Annotated in this window: 12 protein-coding genes; 3 read left to right on the top strand and 9 right to left on the bottom strand. The window is 38.3% G+C overall.

Annotation, left to right across the window (positions count from 1 at the left end; genetic code table 11):
• Positions 1 to 23: 23 nt before the first annotated feature.
• Positions 24 to 650, top strand: coding sequence for a hypothetical protein (locus FHT21_RS06045; RefSeq protein ID WP_167293835.1), 627 nt, complete (start codon positions 24 to 26; stop codon positions 648 to 650).
• A gap of 35 nt (positions 651 to 685) precedes the next feature.
• On the opposite strand, the gene FHT21_RS06040 is transcribed toward FHT21_RS06045, so the two are convergent.
• From FHT21_RS06040 to FHT21_RS06030, 3 genes are all read right to left on the bottom strand, one after another.
• On the bottom strand, positions 686 to 1,573 hold the full coding sequence (locus tag FHT21_RS06040) for a sugar phosphate isomerase/epimerase family protein (protein ID WP_167293834.1): 888 nt from the start codon (positions 1,571 to 1,573) through the stop codon (positions 686 to 688).
• A gap of 248 nt (positions 1,574 to 1,821) precedes the next feature.
• Positions 1,822 to 3,192 carry a putative sulfate exporter family transporter gene (locus FHT21_RS06035; RefSeq protein WP_167293833.1) on the bottom strand — a complete coding sequence of 457 codons (1,371 nt, stop codon included), beginning with the start codon at positions 3,190 to 3,192 and terminating at the stop codon, positions 1,822 to 1,824.
• 373 nt (positions 3,193 to 3,565) lie between these two features.
• Positions 3,566 to 4,036 (bottom strand): Lrp/AsnC family transcriptional regulator, encoded by a 471-nt coding sequence (locus FHT21_RS06030; RefSeq protein ID WP_167293832.1) that lies wholly within the window; start codon positions 4,034 to 4,036, stop codon positions 3,566 to 3,568.
• Between the two features lie 556 nt (positions 4,037 to 4,592).
• Here FHT21_RS06030 and FHT21_RS06025 point away from each other — a divergent pair.
• Both FHT21_RS06025 and FHT21_RS06020 read left to right on the top strand, forming a co-directional pair.
• Positions 4,593 to 5,099: a hypothetical protein gene (locus tag FHT21_RS06025; protein ID WP_167293831.1), complete on the top strand. Its 507-nt coding sequence runs from the start codon at positions 4,593 to 4,595 to the stop codon at positions 5,097 to 5,099.
• On the top strand, positions 5,087 to 5,842 hold the full coding sequence (locus tag FHT21_RS06020) for an oxygenase MpaB family protein (protein WP_208398873.1): 756 nt from the start codon (positions 5,087 to 5,089) through the stop codon (positions 5,840 to 5,842). Before FHT21_RS06025 ends, FHT21_RS06020 begins: the two co-directional genes overlap by 13 nt.
• 48 nt (positions 5,843 to 5,890) lie before the next feature.
• On the opposite strand, the gene FHT21_RS06015 is transcribed toward FHT21_RS06020, so the two are convergent.
• Genes FHT21_RS06015 through FHT21_RS05990 form a run of 6 tightly spaced genes read right to left on the bottom strand, consistent with a single transcriptional unit; the run spans position 5,891 to position 18,944 of the window.
• Complete coding sequence (locus FHT21_RS06015) at positions 5,891 to 7,624, bottom strand: RagB/SusD family nutrient uptake outer membrane protein (RefSeq protein ID WP_167293830.1); 1,734 nt, start codon at positions 7,622 to 7,624, stop codon at positions 5,891 to 5,893.
• Between the two features lie 16 nt (positions 7,625 to 7,640).
• Positions 7,641 to 10,874 carry a SusC/RagA family TonB-linked outer membrane protein gene (locus FHT21_RS06010; RefSeq protein WP_167293829.1) on the bottom strand — a complete coding sequence of 1,078 codons (3,234 nt, stop codon included), beginning with the start codon at positions 10,872 to 10,874 and terminating at the stop codon, positions 7,641 to 7,643.
• 29 nt (positions 10,875 to 10,903) lie between these two features.
• Positions 10,904 to 12,337 (bottom strand): fasciclin domain-containing protein, encoded by a 1,434-nt coding sequence (locus tag FHT21_RS06005; protein ID WP_167293828.1) that lies wholly within the window; start codon positions 12,335 to 12,337, stop codon positions 10,904 to 10,906.
• A gap of 32 nt (positions 12,338 to 12,369) precedes the next feature.
• Entirely contained in the window at positions 12,370 to 14,184 is a 1,815-nt protein-coding gene (locus FHT21_RS06000) for a fasciclin domain-containing protein (RefSeq protein WP_167293827.1), read from the bottom strand.
• Between the two features lie 10 nt (positions 14,185 to 14,194).
• Positions 14,195 to 15,658 (bottom strand): RagB/SusD family nutrient uptake outer membrane protein, encoded by a 1,464-nt coding sequence (locus FHT21_RS05995; RefSeq protein WP_167293826.1) that lies wholly within the window; start codon positions 15,656 to 15,658, stop codon positions 14,195 to 14,197.
• A 10-nt stretch (positions 15,659 to 15,668) separates the two neighbouring features.
• Positions 15,669 to 18,944 (bottom strand): SusC/RagA family TonB-linked outer membrane protein, encoded by a 3,276-nt coding sequence (locus FHT21_RS05990; protein ID WP_167293825.1) that lies wholly within the window; start codon positions 18,942 to 18,944, stop codon positions 15,669 to 15,671.
• Between the last annotated feature and the right edge of the window lie 2 nt (positions 18,945 to 18,946).

Here is an 18,946-nt window from a genome sequence, read left to right as displayed (position 1 = left end):
AAAAACAGCTGTATCTTTGTCACATGAAAAGTGCCAAATCAATCGTCTTAGTATTTCTTTTAATCACCTCATTTTCTTGCTTATCTATTTGTGTTTTTGCTCAAAACAAGCAAACAAAACAAGCTGATATTTTCGAGAATATAGACAAACTGAACGGAAACGATATGATTGAGCGACTAGCCGCTCAGCGCAATGCATTTAATAAAACCCATTTAAAAGATAACCTTCCAAAGGCAGAGTACATCATCAATAGAAATAACTTAACCCTTATTAGTTTTAATGGCTTAGATTATTATGTAAAAAACAACAGGGTGATGGGCATTCAGGGGTTAAATCTTTCGGATAAAGTATTAAACCAAATTACAGATAAACTGGTTCTTTTAGATAGTATCCAATTCAACCAAAGTGAGCGTTCAAATATAGAATACGTTAGTCCAAACGCTGATTTTCAAAAAATCAGGAATATCGACCGTCAGTTTATGCTTACGCTCAAAATGTTATCGAGTACGGTGAGAGATATAGCTGCACTGGCTAAAAATGAAAACCCATCTTTAACTGTTGAGACCAATGTTGCAAAAATGCGTTTACCAAATGTGGATAAAGCTGCAGAAAAGTCAAGCACCCAATCATTGGTATCATTAGCTAAATAACAGCTTTTTTTATTTCAGAAGAGGTTGGCACTGAATCAATCCACTTTTTTTTCTGAATACACTTCTGCAATCTGAGCCGAAAGATATTTGAAAGCCAATGGCATCTCGGTAGCCGCATTTTTGATGCTTCCTTCTATAAAGATGAAACCCCTATAATTTATTTTGTGCAAAGCTTTTAAATAAGGTTTAAAATCATCGCCCATAACGCCTGGTAATGACCTGTTTTGTTTTTCAGCAACCTCCGAAAATCCAATCAATGTACCAGCTGCAATAATTTCACTTGGAGATTCTCCTTCACGCATCATATGAAATATATCGGCATTAAGTCTGAAATTTAGATGATCAACCTTCCTTACAATATCTGCTGCCGACTTTAGCGAAGTAATAAAGTTTGTTTCGGTAGTTTCGAGGTTTTCTAACAAAATTGTAACCTTATATTTCCCGGCAATTTGTGCTAGTTTTTTGCATAAACTAACAAAATCAGTTTTTGCCTTAACGATATCATAATCTGTAGGAATGCTCCTCGCACCCGAGCTGCCCAACACAATAAACTTAACTCCTGCCTGTTCGGCTCTTGAAAGAACAGTTTCGGTATAAGTTAAAACCTTTGCCTCATCTACCTCAGGTCCAGCTATTTTTATGCTCGCCGGATAAAAAAGATTACAGGTTAACACTTTACATTTTGCGGCTTTAATCTTTTTCAAATTGGCATTAAACTGATCATCGGTTAATGCAGGTGACAGTATCTTCGGAACCGATTCGCCTATCATTTTAAAACCTGCGGCATACGCTAAACTGTCCTGTGTTAAACCAGATACAATACCTAAACGCGGATATTCTTGTTTATCAGAAATAAAACCACAAAAACCAATATAAATCAGGCAAATAAAAAAAGCTGAATAGCTAAGTTTCGTAGTTCTCATATTATTAAAATGATTTGGTTAAAAAAAATTAGATCTCAGGATTCTCCTAACTAACCGGATAACTAACTGATGAGCATTTGAGAATTTTTATTAAAGATAATATAATCTGACCATTAAATTTTGTTTTAACAGAATAAGCGATTGGAGGAAATTGAATAAACAGAAGCGCATATCACAATCGAATACCAAAATAACTTAGACCATGGTGCAGTTTTTAAATCCAGTTCGTTGACAATTTAGCTCCTCGCCTATTTAAAATCAGGCACAGGGAGTAGATACCCGCCAAATAAAATATACGACCACAAGAGTGTCCAGAATATGTTGAATATTTGTGCAGTAACAAATGTAAATGCAGGTTTTCCGCCTTGAAGTTTTATCAGCGATGAAAATTTAGCTTCCATACCAATCGAAATAAATGCGATTGCGAACCATACTGTGCGTAAGCCGTTTAAGGTTGGCCCAACACTTTTAGCAGTTGTGGCCGATAACAGAAAAGAAAAAACCAAAGATGCTGCAACAAAGCCCAATACAAATTTCGGGAATCGCTCCCACACAATTTTCAATCCCGGGCGCTCTGCTTTGAAGGGTACCCCATCTTCTCCTTTAGGTTTTTTATAGGCCCACCATATTGCAATAAAAAAAGCAGCAACACCAATAAAAACATTTTGCGAAAACTTGGCAATAACCCCTGCTTTAACGGCAATTGGTCCAACCAAATCGCCTGCAGCAGTTACTGTTGCCGTTGTATCTAAAGTACCACCTAGCCATGCTCCACCAATCACCTCTGGTATATTAAAATACTTCACTGCCCAAGGCAAAATAATCATCATCGGGATAGCCATGATTAATACTAAGGTAGTTACGTAAGATAATTTACGTTTATCGCCATTAATGGCTCCAGCAGCTACAATAGCCGCAGAAACGCCACAAATAGATACTGCTGAGGCCAATATTACGCCAAATTCATCATCAACTTTTAACTTGCGGCTTAACCACATCGAAAAAAACCAAACTACGGTAACTACAATAACCGCCTGTATTATACCAGGTAAACCAGCCTTAATTAAATCGGCCGATAAAATAGTGGTACCCAATATGACTAAACCTGTTTTAATATAAAACTCAGACCGCACCGCTTCTTTTAGCCAATCTGGCAACCTGATTAAATTACCCAATACAATACCAATAAGTAATGCAAATACCACATATTCTAACCCAAAATAGGATACACTTTTATTGCCCCCTATAATAAAGGAAAGGATAGCAAAAAAATAGATCACAGCAAAACCGCCAGCAAACCTTGCAACATTACCTCCTGATAAACCTATGGCTATTGAAGCTAAGGTCAGAAAAACTGCACCCATTTCAACAATCAACAATAAGTTAGCTGCTGATAATACCTTACCCAAAAGATCTTCACTATTTGCCCATTTAAATGCAGGTAAACTAATTACAGTGCCGCTGTTGGTTAAATAAAGTACAGCGGCAATAATAATTGCCCCCAGTATAACTGCCCACCAATCTTCGGTGAGCGATTGTAAAAATGTTTTCTTATCCTGGCTTATCCCGGCATCTGTTAAGGCTCCAGTAGTATCGGCTACGTTGTTTCGATTCGACATTAGTTGATTAATTTATGGTGTTAATTTGATTTCAATTCTAAAAATATTGATGAATATGATCACTTATATGATAAATTCTTACCGAATATCCGAACTAAAGTAAATATTCAGAAGGATTTTATCCGTAACAAATATCTGACGGGACATCATCAATGTAGTCATTAAGTGAAACACCGCGGTCATCACCCTTAGCCTAGTCGAAGACTTCCTGAGATTGATAAATCGCAAATAAATGCTCTTCGACTTCGCTCAGGATGACCTCTTTTTGCAATTTATTCCACTTATGGTGCAACCTCTACCCCCTGTCTTAGTAGCTAAAACACTTGTTGCATGCACCATTATCCTTAACAGCAATGATTAAACGATAATGAATTTATAATACAGGCAAAGCGGTTTCGCGTTTAGCCTGCGTAATTACAAGTGAACTATTAAGAGTACCAATATTATCCAAACGACCGAATTTGTTAATCAGAAAATCGTTGTAAGCAATCATATTTCTTGCAACAACTTTTAACATAAAATCAAAGCCTCCTGTGGTATGGTAACATTCCAGTACTTCATCGAGTTTGCTTACCTCCTGCTGAAATAACCTGAAGGTATTAACAGAATGGTTGGTAAGCTGAACCTGCAAATAGCAGATCATACAGTTCTCGAATTTATTGGGATCAATTAACGCCACTACCGAAGAAATAAATCCTAAACGTTCTAAGCGTTTTACACGTTCCTGAATGGGCGATTTTGACAAATGCAGCATAGCAGCCAATTCCTTATAGGTTAGCCTTGCATCTTTTTGTAATAGTGTTAAAATATCTCTGTCAGTTTGGTCAGGGGTGTATAATTCCATTATAGTGGTTAGTCTATTTATTTTTTTTTCTAGGCTTAGTTTATAATGAATATCCAAATATATAAAATACGCCCCATTAAACCCTTAAGCAGCGCACAAAAAAAGAACAAAATTTCGATCGTAAGTATAATTAAAACTACCAGCAGAATTAAATTCCGCAAAAACTTATCCAACAGGACATTTTCCGTATTTACCAGCCATCTTCGTTTTAATTGTCAATGTGACAGATATTTGTTTAACGAATGAAACAATTGCGAGAAGCAATGCGTTAATTTAGTTTAGTTAATGATAACAAGAGCTCCAGCGCGATGCTGGCGCTTTTGCTTTTTAAAAAGCATATCATTATAGTATAAACTTGCAATAAATCGCCTCCCTACTCTACAAGATCTAAGCTGAACTGAGCTTCTATTTCCGACTGGATACAGAAGATAAAAAATTCATTGTGTCGAAAATCTTTAACTTTTTTTGGAATATTCAATTTTTAGCTTTTACTTTGAAATACAAAGTACTTTACAAAACAAAAATACATCTATTCCACTCCCTTACTAACAGACACATGGGCGCCGAAGAATTAAAATTAAGAGTACGTTCAAAAATATATGTCTATACGATCATTATAGGGCTGGCCATAAGCGGATTAACCGCTTTCCCATTAGAGACAGAAATTGCTTATCTAATTAAATACGGTGCAATTTTACCACGTAGTCTTCAAATCTGGCTTGGAGCGGTTTATCAAGCTCTTAAAAATACAAACCTGCACTATCCATTTTTAAGTTATGGCACTGATTGGTTAGCTTTTGCACACATCATGCTGGCCGTACTTTTTATCGGCCCATTAAAAGATCCTATCAAAAACAAATGGGTAATCGAATTTGGTATCATTTGTTGCATCGCGATTATTCCATTGGCCTTAATTGCGGGAAACATCCGCCACATTCCAATATTTTGGCAAATGATAGACTGTTCTTTTGGTATTATTGGCATTATCCCGCTGATACTATGCCGCATCAACATCAAAAAAATTGAAATATTAGAAGAGCATTATGGATTATGGACTTTGTAGATAAACATTCTATCGTAAGGAAAATATGGGGTAACACAGATGTTGTGCTTTTTATTTTTGCCGGCGCCGCAGCAGAATTTAGCCTGAATAAAGCTGTTGATTGGTTGTATTTTACAGGCAAACTGCCAAAAGATCCGCTGGGAAGATTGTTTTCTACTGTTGCCTATGCGCAAAAAATCGTATTTTCCACTTTAGCTGAAGCCAATGCAGCGATAGATCAGATTACCATGATCCATCAGCATGTTGAAGCTGGAAGAAGCGCTAAAATTCCAGATTGGGCCTATAGAGATGTATTATTTATGCTGATTGACTATTCTATCCGAGCCTTCGAAGTGCTGGAAAGAAAACTCACGCTAACAGAAAAAGAGGAAATATTTGCTACTTTCTATCGAGTTGGGCATCGCATGGAAATAAACGGGCTCCCAATCGATTTTGCGGCATGGCAAATGATGCATGAGCAACAGCTGCAGGAAAACTTAATTTATAGCTGCTTTTCTCATGATCTTTATGATCAGTATAAAAAACACCTGGGTTCTCTGCGATATTCTTTAATGCGAAAAATTCAGGCACTCATCGTTCCATTCAAAGTAAATGAATTACTTAAACTGGGGGAAGGAAAACCGATTAAACCAATACTTACTTTATACAAATTAAGTAGGAAACTGAACATGAACAAACCTTTAAGAAACTTGATTCTCCCGGCAACGTACAAGGCACAGATTTTGAGTCTCGAAACTTTTTAAACATAATAAGCAGACGATCTAGTCAGATTATCTGCTTATTATATTTTTCTATTTCCAATCAAATGGCAAATACCAATTAGCCGGATCCATTAATTTTTGTCTGGTAAGGCTGGCATTAGGATTGCCTGCTTTTAACAATTTTTGATAAATGCGATCTGCAAGAAAGGCCGGGTTATTCTGCCTGCGAGCAATTCGTACCAAATCTGGCCAGCGGTTACCTTCAAAAGCAAGCTCTAATGCAGCTTCATCAATTAACTTGCCTTCTAATCCAACCATATCCGTTTGGTAACTTACATCGATAGCATTTACTACTGCCCTACCTCTAATGCCACAGTTACGGTACCAGGTACCCGAAACATCGTTATTTTTTCTCGCATCGAAATAATAAGGTGAAGTTTGCGGATAAGGTGTAATCATAGTATTTAACTCCGCTACCGAAACAGGTGCCTGGGCTCCGGCTGTAATGGTACCTACGTAATAGGTATTCCTAATCCCCGTGTTTAACAATGCCCAGCCCAGTTTGGTCTGTCCGTCTCTATTAGCTGCTTCAGAAAAACGAAGGTGTAATAAAGGTGCTCTATAAATCCCCCATTTACCGCCATTATCGGTTAGTTTGGTTATTTCATCACCCATTGCAGAAGTATTGAATGATAATTTGCTTCTTGGATCGAATGGAACACCTCCATAGGTAATTTGGCTGTTCCAGAGATCTTTTACAGCTTGCGAGGGTTTAATCTGATAACTTTTTAACGGCGAACATAAATCAATCATAGGATTTACAGGTTTAAATGCGGTATTGTAAGGCATAGCCCAAAACCATTCCGAACTCCACGCGCTTGAAGTTGTTGGCAAACCAAAGATAGCCCTCCAGCCAGCATCTACACTGTTGATTAAACTGGTAGGATCTTGTCCGCTTCTGCTAAATAAGATGGCTAAATTCGCATAGGCAGGATCTCCGGAGTTATTGATTTTATAAAAATTAAACCTAAAGTTATCATTCCCGTTATTGTTTTCGGCATTCATCAGTTTGGCATAATTTTCTGCCGCTTTAATGTAATTTCCCTTCCACAAATAAAGATCGCCCAACAGAAAGGCTTTAGAAGCAAACAATTTTTGGGTACTGTTAGCATCAATGGTAACCAGCAAGGATGTTCCTGCTGGATATGCATAAGCTTCCTTATATGGCAGGCTCTCGTTAAAGGCAATTAATTTATCCAAGAGCTGGTCAAATGGTGTTTTCGGATAATTAGACAGGTTTTTTAAGTCATCTACTGTTTCAATCGCATCGGTAATATAAGGTATGCTGCCATATTGAATACCTAAATGCAGGTAAATCCAGCTCCTTAATGTGGCAATATCTGAGTAGCGTTTGTTGTAATCATCAACACTCATCCGGCGATCATCGACCATCATTTTAAAGTTTTTGAGCACATCGTTACAATTCACAATCACCTGATAATATGGCCTTGGATCTACATATTGATTGTTTTTTGTTTCGGTATGTGATGATAGTTCCTGCAAATCGGTACTTGATTTGGAGGTAACATCCATTAAATCGCCACGCAATTCGTTCTGCAGGATGTAGAGTTTTTCCAAGCCCAAAAATTGACCGTAAATACCAATAACCGCAGCATCTGCGTCGGATACTGTTTTAAAAGCATTTACACTATCCAATTTATCTTCGGTTGGTACGTCGAGCATTTTTTTGCAAGACCACGAACCTGCCGATAAAATACCCAACAGTAAAAGGGATGCAATTTTTTTATTTATGTTCATTTTCATGATATATCTTTCTTAATTATAATCCAACTCTAACGCCTAGTTGAAATGACCTGAACTGCGGTTCAAGTGTGGTATCTACACCCTGGCTAAATAAACTTCCGGAGTTGCTAAATTCTGGATCATAGCCTAAATAATTGGTTACGGTAAATAGGTTATTAGCCGTAGCATAAATTTTCGCGTACTTAATGGCCTTCAGTTTTAAGGGTACGTTATAGGTTACATTAACGGTTCTCAAACGTAAATAAGAACCATCTTCTATCCAGCGGTCAGAAAAACGGGCATTCCCCACCGGGTCTCCATAAGCAGCCTTTGGTACTGATGTAATTTGTCCATCACCTTTCCACCTGTTGCTAATATTTGGTGTTTGGTTATAATAAGTACTTCCAGATTCAAGCTGTGACCTGGTATAATTGTAAACATCGTTACCGCTAACAAAAGTGATTAAAGCATCTAAACTCCAGTTTTTGTAAGTGAAGGTATTGTTAAGACTTCCAAATAAATTAGGGTTAGGATTGCCAATAACGGTACGGTCGGCATCATCAATAATTTTATCGCCGTTATTATCGATAAATCTAACATCACCTCCTGTAAATGGTACCAGCGCTCCAGAACTGTTGCGGCTAGATAAACCTGAGGCAGCGGCCTCTGCATTGGTAGCAAAAACACCATTGGTTTTATAACCGTAAAACTGATTGGCCGACTGACCAACCTGGCTGATATAAGCACCGCCTGCATAACTGGTTATCACTGAATTTCCATCAGGTAAACTGGTAATTTTATTGGTTGATGTACCGATGGTTAAACCTGCATCCCATTTTATTTTTTTATTTAGAATCCGGCCATTTAAGGCTAAATCTAAACCATTTGTCTGCATGCCACCATTATTGTTGATAAAAGAAGCAGTACCCGTAACAACGCTTAGCAATTGATAGCTTAACATATTTTTGGTGCTGTTTCTCCAATAATCTAAACTGATGCTTAGGCGTTCGCTAAAAAAGGAACCATCAATACCAGTATTAAACTTGCGTACGGTTTCCCATTGCAGATTGGGATTGGCAAAATTACCTGTTACTATACCCCTAATACCCAATACATTTTGAGTGGTATAATATTTTCTTGCCGTATAATTCCCTACATCATCATTTCCAACTAAACCATAACTCATTCTTAATTTCAACAGGTCGACACGGTGTAAATTGCGCATAAATTTCTCTGAAGAGATTATCCAGGCAGCACCAACAGCAGGTAAAACGGCATAACGGCTTCCATTGATTCTCAAACCATTGTCGAAGTTTAAGAAACCCTGACCGGTCTTTGCACCAAAGCGCGAGGAGCCATCAACAGCCATGGAGAAGTTAGCAAGGTACTTGTCGGCATAACTATAATTGGCAGACAGGTAATTATTTAGCGTACGCCATTTCCCTATATCGCCACCAAATGTTCTAAAAGCCGCATTACTGTTCCCAATACTGATCAACTCATCTGTTGCAGAGTTAAAACCCAAAGCATAGTCCTGCTCGCTTTCGCTCTGCGAATAACGTGTACCTACAATTGCATGCAGTTTGCTGTATAAACCAAAAGATTGATCGTAAGTTAAGCGCAGATCGTTAAACACATTGAAAAATCTTCCTACCTGTGTACCTAAACGGCTATCACCTACATAATTGGAAAGCGTATCGTTGGTTACTCCTTTTCTTGGAATAAAAAGTGTTTCCTGTGTTTTATCGTAAGTTACACCGCTGAGGTTAGATAGTTTAAAGTTTTTGTTGAAAGTAAAATCGAAGTTGATGTTACCATAAAACCGATAAGCCTTTTTCAAATTTTGCCCCTTCTCAATTAAAGCTCTTGGATTACTCACCTGTAAGGTATCATAATCGGCTAAATTTGGCGAAACGGCCCCAGCTGAGTTTATTTCATTCCTGGCCATAAAAGGCGATTTAACCAAAGCTAAGAACAGCGGATTGGTTACGGGTGCAATTCCCTGATCTTTTAAGCGCTGCTCGGTATAGGTAAACGATAAACTGGTGCTTCCCTGCAGTTTTTTGGTCAGGTTTAAGTCACTGTTAAAGCGTGTGCTGTATTTTAAATTATCGGTGCTATCAATTACGCCCCTATCTCTGGCATAAGCGGCAGAAAGTGCGTACTTCGCAATATTATCACCACCGGTTACCTTTAAAAAATAATTCTGATCGAAACTGCTTTTTAATACTTCATTCTGCCAATTGGTTTCGTTGTGGTATTTAAAATAATCGGGGTTGGTTGGACTATCGTTCATATAAGGTTTTGCAGCAATAGCGCTATTGCTTAATCCCTGACTTTTTAAAATATCAGAAAGATATAACCTGTAATCAGATGCCAACATTACCGGTAAGTTTTTAGGTTTGAAATTGAAACCTACGTAACCAGAAAAATCGATATTGGTGGCCAGATCGTGCGCCCGATTGGTGGTAATTAATACCACTCCATTTGCCGCTTTTACCCCATAAGTTGCTGCCGAAGCTGCATCTTTAATGATACTGATGTTTTCAATATCCCGAACATCGATAAATTGAAGCGGGTTGTTAACATGACCTTTAATGAGCGAAGTACCGTAATTATTGGCATCGAAAATCATCCCATCAACCACATATAAAGGTTGATTTGTAGCGTACAAAGAGTTAAATCCTCTGATGAGTACATCGGCACCAACACCAGGTGTTCCGGAGCGTCTGGTAACTTTAACCCCTGCGGCCCTGCCTTGGATGTAACTCGTTACACTTTCAGAGTTACTTGCCCAATTGCCCTGAACACTTACATTACTTACGGCTGGTATTGCCCGTGCCTGGGAAACATTACCTATAGGCGTAACCACCTCGTTATAAACCGAGGTAAATGATAGCGGGTAAAGTTTAGTTCTGATTTCTTTGTCTTTGTAAACGGGTAGTACCTTAGTTTGGAAACCGTTGCCCGAAATAATAATACTGGCCTTGTAATCGGGTACCACTACTGTAAATCTTCCTTTTTCGTCGGTAATGGCAGCATTAAATCCTGTAACTGTAATGTTAATGCCCACTAAAGGCTTATTGGTATTTCCATCGAGTACAATTCCCCTTATTTTTTCACCCTTAACTGCGCGGGCCTTTACTTTTATAGTAGTGGTATCCGTTTCGGTTTTCATCGAATCTACTTCCTGTGCCTGTGCGGCTAAGCTAAACACCAGTAAGCAAATCAATATGCCCCAAACTTTTTTTATCGTTGTAAAATTATACATAGTATTTTTTTTGAAAGCAAGATTCATAATTAAGGTAAAACTGGTTCGAAGCGGAGATAATCCAATATGAGTGTACTTACATTTACACTTGTACTGTTTGCAGCGGTTAACCTCACTTGAAAATTGCCAAAGTCTGAAGGCGTATATTCGCCTAAGTAGGCTTCGTTATAGGTTAAGGGGTTGACCAAATGGGTATAAAACAAAGTATAACTTAATGTGGCAGGGTTATAAAAGAAGTAACGCTGCGTAAATGCCGTTACCTGTGGGTCGCCGGGTAAACCAGAAATGGCTCTTGCATATACTTTGTATTTTACAACCGGTAGATTGGCTTTATAATAAAACACACCAAATTCGGCATACTTATGGTCGTAAACCTCAATATCGTTAAAGGTTTTCCCTAAATTATCAAGTTTGGTACGGTATAAAACCGTTCGAGCAGCATTGAAAGACTGTGGTTTTTCACCTTCGATTTTAAATTCTGGCACTTTATCTTTTAAACGGAAAGGCAATGCATTTACCACATGCACCATCCCGTTACTGGCACGGTAGGAACGGATAATATTGGCTTTATTGATTGGCACTTTTACCCCTTTTAAAGAGATAAGTGTATCTGGCAACTTTTCAATCGGATAAACTCCTTTTATGGTTAAATCTTTAACCAGAAAGAACGAAGCATTTAAATTCGGATTTATACTTGGATAATAGGTTGAAAGTTTTGATGATTCGGCTGTAAAGGCGGCATCCTGTAGTATAAAATAAGTATATTGTTGACTTTCATCTCTTAGATCGGCTACATTTACCCAATAAGTGTTTCTGGATATCATTGGCGGGTTAGGTGCAAAAATGGGATTACCTAAATTGTTATAACCAATAATAGTGGCGTTTGCAGTATCGATAACGGTAACCGATAGATTATTGATATAGTTTTTTTGCAAAGTACCATCGGTACTGGTTAGCATATAATCCCAAATATTCTGTTTGGTTGGAACAGCTTGATCTACGGCATATAACACCCCATTTTTTACAAACTGGCCAGCGCCCGAAACAGTGCCTTCTTCAAATTTTGTGCTGGTAAAAACACCAAACTTATTGTTAAGCAGTTTTAACCTTGTGGTATCGCCTTCTTTGTTTAGCGGATAAGTAGATAGCGCAATATGGTTGGCTACAAAATCTTTCAATTTTGCAGGATCAGAAATAATTGCCACATCTAAATTGGCTAAAGCCTGGTTGGTTGGTGCCCAAACCGTATAATTTTGTGCACTTGCAAGCACCTTATCATAACCCGTAGTTTTAACATAACCGTTAAAAACACTTAGGTTAGCCTGAGCATCGAGCTTTTGAGCAAGATCTAAACTGTTATCTACATTGGTAAGCTCGTTATGCAATTCCAGGTTATCTTTACAGGAATACAAAACTGTGCAGATACTGAGCAGGGCAACATATATTATATATTTTCTAGTCATTATTTTTATTATTAGTTCAATGGCTCAATTAGTTATGGACGTTTATAAATAAGGCCTGACGGACTAAATCTTGGATAGTTCTGATCATCATCAATCGGAATAAAGTGAATCATATCCATATTCATAACTCCGGTTCCATTACCACGCAGTGTAGTAAACCTAACCCAATGTTTATCTGTTGTTTTAATATCTACTACACCGGCCAATTTACCAACCATAACCGACCATAAATTATTCTGTGAAATGGGCTGTAAACCATTTACACCGTTACTTACATCAGCCGTTGTAGCCATATAGCGTTTAAAACCGTTGGTTAACATTAATCCATCTGCAGAGGCCAAAGCAGCATTGGCAGTAGGTACACCAGAACTGACTAATGTTTGGGCGAAATCGACTAAGTTTGGCAATAATTGTTCTTGTGTTGTTCCCACATCTACCCCAACCTGTGTAAGCGGTCCGGAGCCATTGTAAGTATAACAGATCCAAACTTTGTATTTACCTTTTACCAGCATAGGGGTTCTGATTTCCATCCAGATAGAACGTGCGGTATTACTGGTGGTTGGGTTAAATTGAATTACATCTCTGTTGGCATAACTCCTACCATCAGATGCACCGATTGGTGTTGAAGAAACAGCATAAACAGGACCGATTGTGTTTGACCGGTAAGCATCAAGTCTAATACCTGCAGTAATTAACTTTCCATTTTGTAAAAGCGGAATGCTTTGTCCGGGTGCCCGCCAGGCAGCTAATAATTTCAACTCTGGCTGATCGCCTATATCGAAGAAAACACCAGTAGGAACCCTCGGTTTAATTTTGTAAAAACCTTTCGATTCATGTAAAACCCCATTCGAAGTAGTAACATTGCTAAAAGTTCTGTTTACTTCTACACCTGGTTCTATCACCCCATTAAATTCATCATCATTTAATAAGATTTTCGTTCCCACTAATTTGGTGGTTATAATTTCGCTTGGCACCAACGTTGTCAATGACGGTGAAGAAACAATATCAGGTGTATAACTTGCTCCGGTTGAAATATGGTAAGCTACATACATCCACAAACTATCGGTATGGCTTTTCGGATTGCCTGTTTTTGAAAGTTTGGCTTTTAAAGCAGCATAATTGTTAAAACCTGCGGCTTGTAATGCCGAATCGGATTCGAGAATTACTGTCTGAAAACGACGTGTAGTATCAGGAATTGCCGATTGTACATAGTTTAACGAGTCGTAAAAACCTGTTTCTTTTAAAGCCTGGGTAAAAATACCATATCTGTTATTGCTTTCGATGGTGGAAGCCAGTGTTTTAGTTGAAGGGATTAATACATGATCGATAACATGGATAATTCCATTGCCTACGCGAACATTAGATTGTGTAATCAATGCCTGTTTATTGATGATAAAACTACTTACACCATCTTTAAACGTAACACCTGTTTGCAGATACTGACCATAGAGGGTGATCTGGGTTAACTTGCCGTCGGTAAATTTGCCCGTAGCAACGGTATCAGGCAAAACGTGGAAACGAACAACGTCTTTCAGTTCTGTAGCTGATAATTGATCGATTGCTGTTTTATTTAAACTTTTCAACCAATCGTTAACGGCATTATTATCAGGCGTAAATATGGTGTATTTACCATAAGCTGCCAAATAGCCTTTTGTACCCGATCTTTCTAAGATTTGGGTAAACAAGGAAAATTTATCGGGATTTTTCTCCAAAAATCCAGTAATGTTAACATCATCAGTAGTACTTAATGTTAAACTTTCTCTTTTACAGGCATTAAGCACAAAAATTATAAATGCGCTGAGTATAACCAAATAGGTAATGTTTCGGATGTCTAATTTCACTTTCATATCACTTATTCTATTTAGTGTAAAATGGATTTTGTACCAGATTAGGATCTGTAAACAACTCACTCTGATAAATCGGCAAGTAATGGCTATTGGGATCTCTAAATTTTGTAATGGCCGACTGTTGAAGTGTAGGTGAAACTGTTTTGGCAGCAAGATCTAACAAAATATCAATGCGGCTATAGTTATTGCGCTTGGCATGGCGTAAAAGATCGAACCATCTTTTGCCTTCAAAAGCAAATTCTCTGGCACGCTCGGCCAAAATATAATCGCACAAAGCTTCAGTTTCTGAAGGGTCTACAGTAACTTTCGTAGCATTTACAGCATTACGTCTTGATCGCAGTTCATCAACCAATGCCAAAGCTTCTACACCGCCTCCGGTTAAGGCCAAAGCTTCGGCTTTCATCATCATGATATCGGAATAACGGTATGCCTGCCATTTTACGTAAGAAGGATTTTCTAAACCATATTTTTGAATGGTAAAAGCCGAATTATAATAAGAGCCCGGTCTGATATCATAATTATTATCCGGATCAACATCATCTGGAATAAAGATTTCGGTACTCAAAAATGGAGAGCCGATAAAACGTCGCCTGGTATTTACCAATAAATTATAAAACGGGTTTTCTATCGATTGGTCAAATTCAAATATAGTTTCGATGGATGAACCTTTAAAAAACACATTATTGTACCAGCCAGCAGCACCAACCAGGGCAAATCTTTGCGAACTGATGATTTTATTGCACTCAGCAATACAGTTCGGGTAATCTTCCATCCACAGGTACACATCAGCTAACAAAGCATTTACGGTAAATTTGGTTACCCTAGCCTTATCAAACCTGGTGCTACCATAAGTGGTAACCGCTCCCTGTTCTGCTTTTTTTAAGTCGGCTACAATCTGTTTTAAAATATCAGCCTGTTTGGTTTTCGGGAGATCCTGTAAATCGGTATCTTTTACGGTGGCGGTTAATTTTAGTGGTACATCTCTAAAAGTACGCAACAGGTAAAAATACATGAGGCTTCTTAACGTAAGGGCCTCTGCCACGTAACCGTTCAATGCCTGATCGGTAAAAGTAGGATCGGTAGCTTTAACGCCAGGTGCAAAATCGAGTACCGTATTACAATAGTTAATGGTACGGTAAAATGCTGCCCATCTTGCTGTTGTATTATCCTGGGTAATATTTACATTAATAATATCCGTTTCTTCCGTTGTAATACTAGGCCCACCAGCAATCATATCGGCCCTAAGCTCACCGTACATAAACATGTATTCCAACAAAGATTTATCACCAACACCCGGAGGAGGTGCCAGTAAAGAGGTGTAACAACCAGAAACTGCCGCTAAAACGTCTTCTTTTGTTTTCCAGAATTCCTGTCTGGTAATCCCATCTCTGGGTTGAAGATCGAGCCATTTGTTGCAAGAGCTGCTCATCACCAGCATCATTACTAAACAAGTGCTATATAAAATATTTTTCATCAGTTTTGAATTAAAAATTAGCAGTTAAACCGAAAGTGATTGTTTTAATTGGTGGCGTGGTAGAATTATCTATCACCGTGTTCGACCCATTTAACTTAATTGGCACCTCAGGGTCTTGACCAGTATATTTGGTAAATGTTAAAATATTCTGAACGGTAAGGTTTGTAGTAAGCGATTTCATTCCCAAGCGCTTCATAAAGTTTTTGGCAAAATCGTACCTTAACACCACAGAGCTCAATCTTAAAAACGAGCCGTCTTCGATGTAGCGGTCGGAACCTAAAAAGTTATACCCCGCACCGTACATGGCCCTGGGCATATCGGTAATATCTCCTTCTTTTTTCCATCTGCGTAGCACCGCTGTACTTTGGTTGTTAAAGCCGTACATATTAGTGGTGTTAATTTTAGTACCATTAATAATATCATAACCTGTACGAAAAGTGAAGTTAAAGCCTAAACGAAGGTTTCCGTTGATGGTGAGGTTAGATCCAAATCCCCCGGTTAATTTGGGATTACCATTACCCAGGTATACAATATCTTTATAATCGATGTTCCCGTCATGGTTAATGTCTTCATACATAGCATCGCCTGGCTGGAAAACATAATCGATAGATGGATAAGCAAAACGCATATAAATTTTATCGCCGTTCGGCCCAACAATCTGGTTTCCGTTCTCATCCAATGCAACTGTTGAATTTTTATCAGGATATACACCTTTAAACTTGAAACCGTAAAACGAGCCGAAAGGATTATTTTCCTGTACAAATACTTTGTAAACGTTGTTGCTGGTTACCTTAGCCTTGTTTTCTCTTGGGTATAAAGGCGAAACCTCACGAATTACGTTTTCGTTATGTGCAATATTGAAAGAGAGATCTAATCTTATTTTTTTCTTTTTGATAACAGTAGCATTCAGGTTTACTTCCCAACCCTGGTTATCCATGGTACCCACATTCATATCAACACCACCATAACCATTATAACTCGCTACCTGTAAACCTGGATAAAACAGATCGGTAGTACGTTTACGGTATAAATCGAAATCGATATTTAAATTTTTAAATAGATTTAAGGTAACACCAAGATTGGATTGGGTAACGGTTTCCCATCTTAAATCGGTTAATTCCATATTGGTAGAATATACGCCAGCATTATCCAGATAGCTAAAACCGTAATTCTGATAAATATTAAAGTAAGAATAATCATTACGAGGAACATTACCACTTTTACCGTAACTGGCTCTTAAACTAAAATCGTCTACATATTTATTGGCCTTTTTCATAAAAGGTTCGCCCGATATGCGCCAACGGCCAGAAACCGAAGGGAAAATACCATAACGGTTAGCTGCACCGAACCTGGAGTTACCATCACCCCTGATACTACCATTAATAATATAACGGTCTAAAAATTTGTATTGAACGTTAGCCAATAAACCAACCGACCTGGTTTGACCTAAAGACGAGGTTGCAGAACCTGTATAATTGGTACGACTATCAACAGAAGGATCGGATAAATACGATGAGGCCGTATTTGTTGAAAACAGGTACTGACCTGTGCGACGGCTATCTTCACTATCAAAGCGTAAAAAACCTATGATATCGTGTTTATCGTTCAATTTCGGCGTATAGGCCAATGTCATACTGGTGTTCATGGTAAATGAATCGCCATCAGCATCTGAGGCCGTATTAACTACCGATTCGGTATAAGGACGACCTGTTGCAATCTGTGGAAGGAAAGTTTTTACCTTGGTATTATTGATATTTACCATAAAACTTCCGTTCAGACGTAGCACACTTGGCAAAATTTCGTATTGTAAACTAAATTTTGGTGTAATACGCTCACCTAGTTGATGGTTACTGCCCGCAGTAGCCATGGCCAAAGGGTTAAAAGTTCCAGTTACCTTTTTATTATCAAAATTATAGAAGAATGAACCTTGTGCTGTTGCCGCAGGACTGAAAAAGTTTGAAGTTAAATTTCCATACTCATCGTACTCATAAATGCTCTGGTTAGGCATTTTAGTATAAGCTACATCCCTTACATTCTGCGTAAAAAGCCCATTCTGATCGATGTGCGTGTATGAAATATCAGAACTGAATCTGATTCTGTTCGACACCATATAATCTAAGTTCACCCTAGCCGAAACACGGTTTAAATCGGTGCCAATGGTAGTACCTGTTTGGTTAAAATAATTTACCGAAGCACGGTACCTGGCTTTTTCACCACCACCGGAAATAGACAGGTTATGATCTTGCAGATAACCTACCCTGGTAATGGCCGACAACCAATCGGTATTGTTGCTGTAGTTATAATAATTATAAGGGTCGTTCGGATCATATTGAAATTGCTTTGCAAATTCTGAAGTGGAGAACTGACGACCTGCATTATAATATTCTTCTAAAACGAGTGATGAATACTGGTTACCATCCAACATCGGGATCGGACTTGGCTGTTTAGAATATGAACCTTTAAAGTTATAGGAAATAGCTGGCGGACCAATTGAACCTCTTTTTGTGGTAATAATTAATACACCATTTGCTGCCCTCGATCCCCAAACAGCTGTAGCCGCAGCATCTTTGAGCACACTAATTTCTTTAATATCAGATGGGGCAATATTTAATAACTGACCATAATTATTTTCATCAGAGGTGGCAAAATTAAAATCAGAAGGAATGGTAATATCGTAAGGCATACCGTCCAATACAATTAATGGATCGGTAGCACCATTAATAGAAGATGTACCGCGGATACGGATCTGCATCGGCGCACCAGGATCACCTGTACTGGCTGTTATATCAACCCCTGCCATGCGGCCTTGCAGGGCCTGATCGATTGATGCCGACTGGAGGTCTTCGAGTTCTTTGGCATCTATGGTAACCGTAGCCGAAGTCTGATCACGTTTATCGATGGCCATTCCACTTCCGTTGTTCGTTTTTGCCCTCGAAACAATCTGAACCTCATCCATCTGATTTTCAGAAGGTTCAAGCTGGAAATTGATTACTGCCTTATCAATACTAATAGGTGCTGAAGACCTATAACCGATATAGGAAACCGATATCCTATAGGTCTTATCGGCTACCGGTAAAGAGTAATTTCCATCAATATCTGTCGAAACACCTTTAATTACCCTTTTATCTTTATCAACAATTACAACAGATGCACCAATAATGGGCTGTTTATCTTTTTTATCAATAACCTTACCTTTTACATAGTTAATTTGTTGTGCATAGGTTAACGACGATACCAACAAACAGCATAGTAAAATAAAAAAACTATAATTATATCTTTTAGTCATCT

The organism is Pedobacter sp. SG908 (assembly GCF_011759615.1).
Taxonomy (GTDB): domain Bacteria; phylum Bacteroidota; class Bacteroidia; order Sphingobacteriales; family Sphingobacteriaceae; genus Pedobacter; species Pedobacter riviphilus.
Note: the sequence above shows the minus strand (reverse complement) of the source record. Positions and strands in the feature narration are given on the sequence as shown.

Excerpts from the sequence above, each read along its gene's own strand:
- FHT21_RS06000 (WP_167293827.1), bottom strand. The coding sequence starts at position 14,184 with ATGAAAGTGAAATTAGACATCCGAAACATTACCTATTTGGTTATACTC.
- FHT21_RS05995 (WP_167293826.1), bottom strand. The coding sequence starts at position 15,658 with ATGAAAAATATTTTATATAGCACTTGTTTAGTAATGATGCTGGTGATG.
- FHT21_RS06040 (WP_167293834.1), bottom strand. The coding sequence starts at position 1,573 with ATGAGAACTACGAAACTTAGCTATTCAGCTTTTTTTATTTGCCTGATT.
- FHT21_RS06015 (WP_167293830.1), bottom strand. The coding sequence starts at position 7,624 with ATGAAAATGAACATAAATAAAAAAATTGCATCCCTTTTACTGTTGGGT.
- FHT21_RS06020 (WP_208398873.1), top strand. The coding sequence starts at position 5,087 with ATGGACTTTGTAGATAAACATTCTATCGTAAGGAAAATATGGGGTAAC.
- FHT21_RS06005 (WP_167293828.1), bottom strand. The coding sequence starts at position 12,337 with ATGACTAGAAAATATATAATATATGTTGCCCTGCTCAGTATCTGCACA.
- FHT21_RS06035 (WP_167293833.1), bottom strand. The coding sequence starts at position 3,192 with ATGTCGAATCGAAACAACGTAGCCGATACTACTGGAGCCTTAACAGAT.
- FHT21_RS06030 (WP_167293832.1), bottom strand. The coding sequence starts at position 4,036 with ATGGAATTATACACCCCTGACCAAACTGACAGAGATATTTTAACACTA.
- FHT21_RS06045 (WP_167293835.1), top strand. The coding sequence starts at position 24 with ATGAAAAGTGCCAAATCAATCGTCTTAGTATTTCTTTTAATCACCTCA.
- FHT21_RS06010 (WP_167293829.1), bottom strand. The coding sequence starts at position 10,874 with ATGTATAATTTTACAACGATAAAAAAAGTTTGGGGCATATTGATTTGC.
- FHT21_RS05990 (WP_167293825.1), bottom strand. The coding sequence starts at position 18,944 with ATGACTAAAAGATATAATTATAGTTTTTTTATTTTACTATGCTGTTTG.
- FHT21_RS06025 (WP_167293831.1), top strand. The coding sequence starts at position 4,593 with ATGGGCGCCGAAGAATTAAAATTAAGAGTACGTTCAAAAATATATGTC.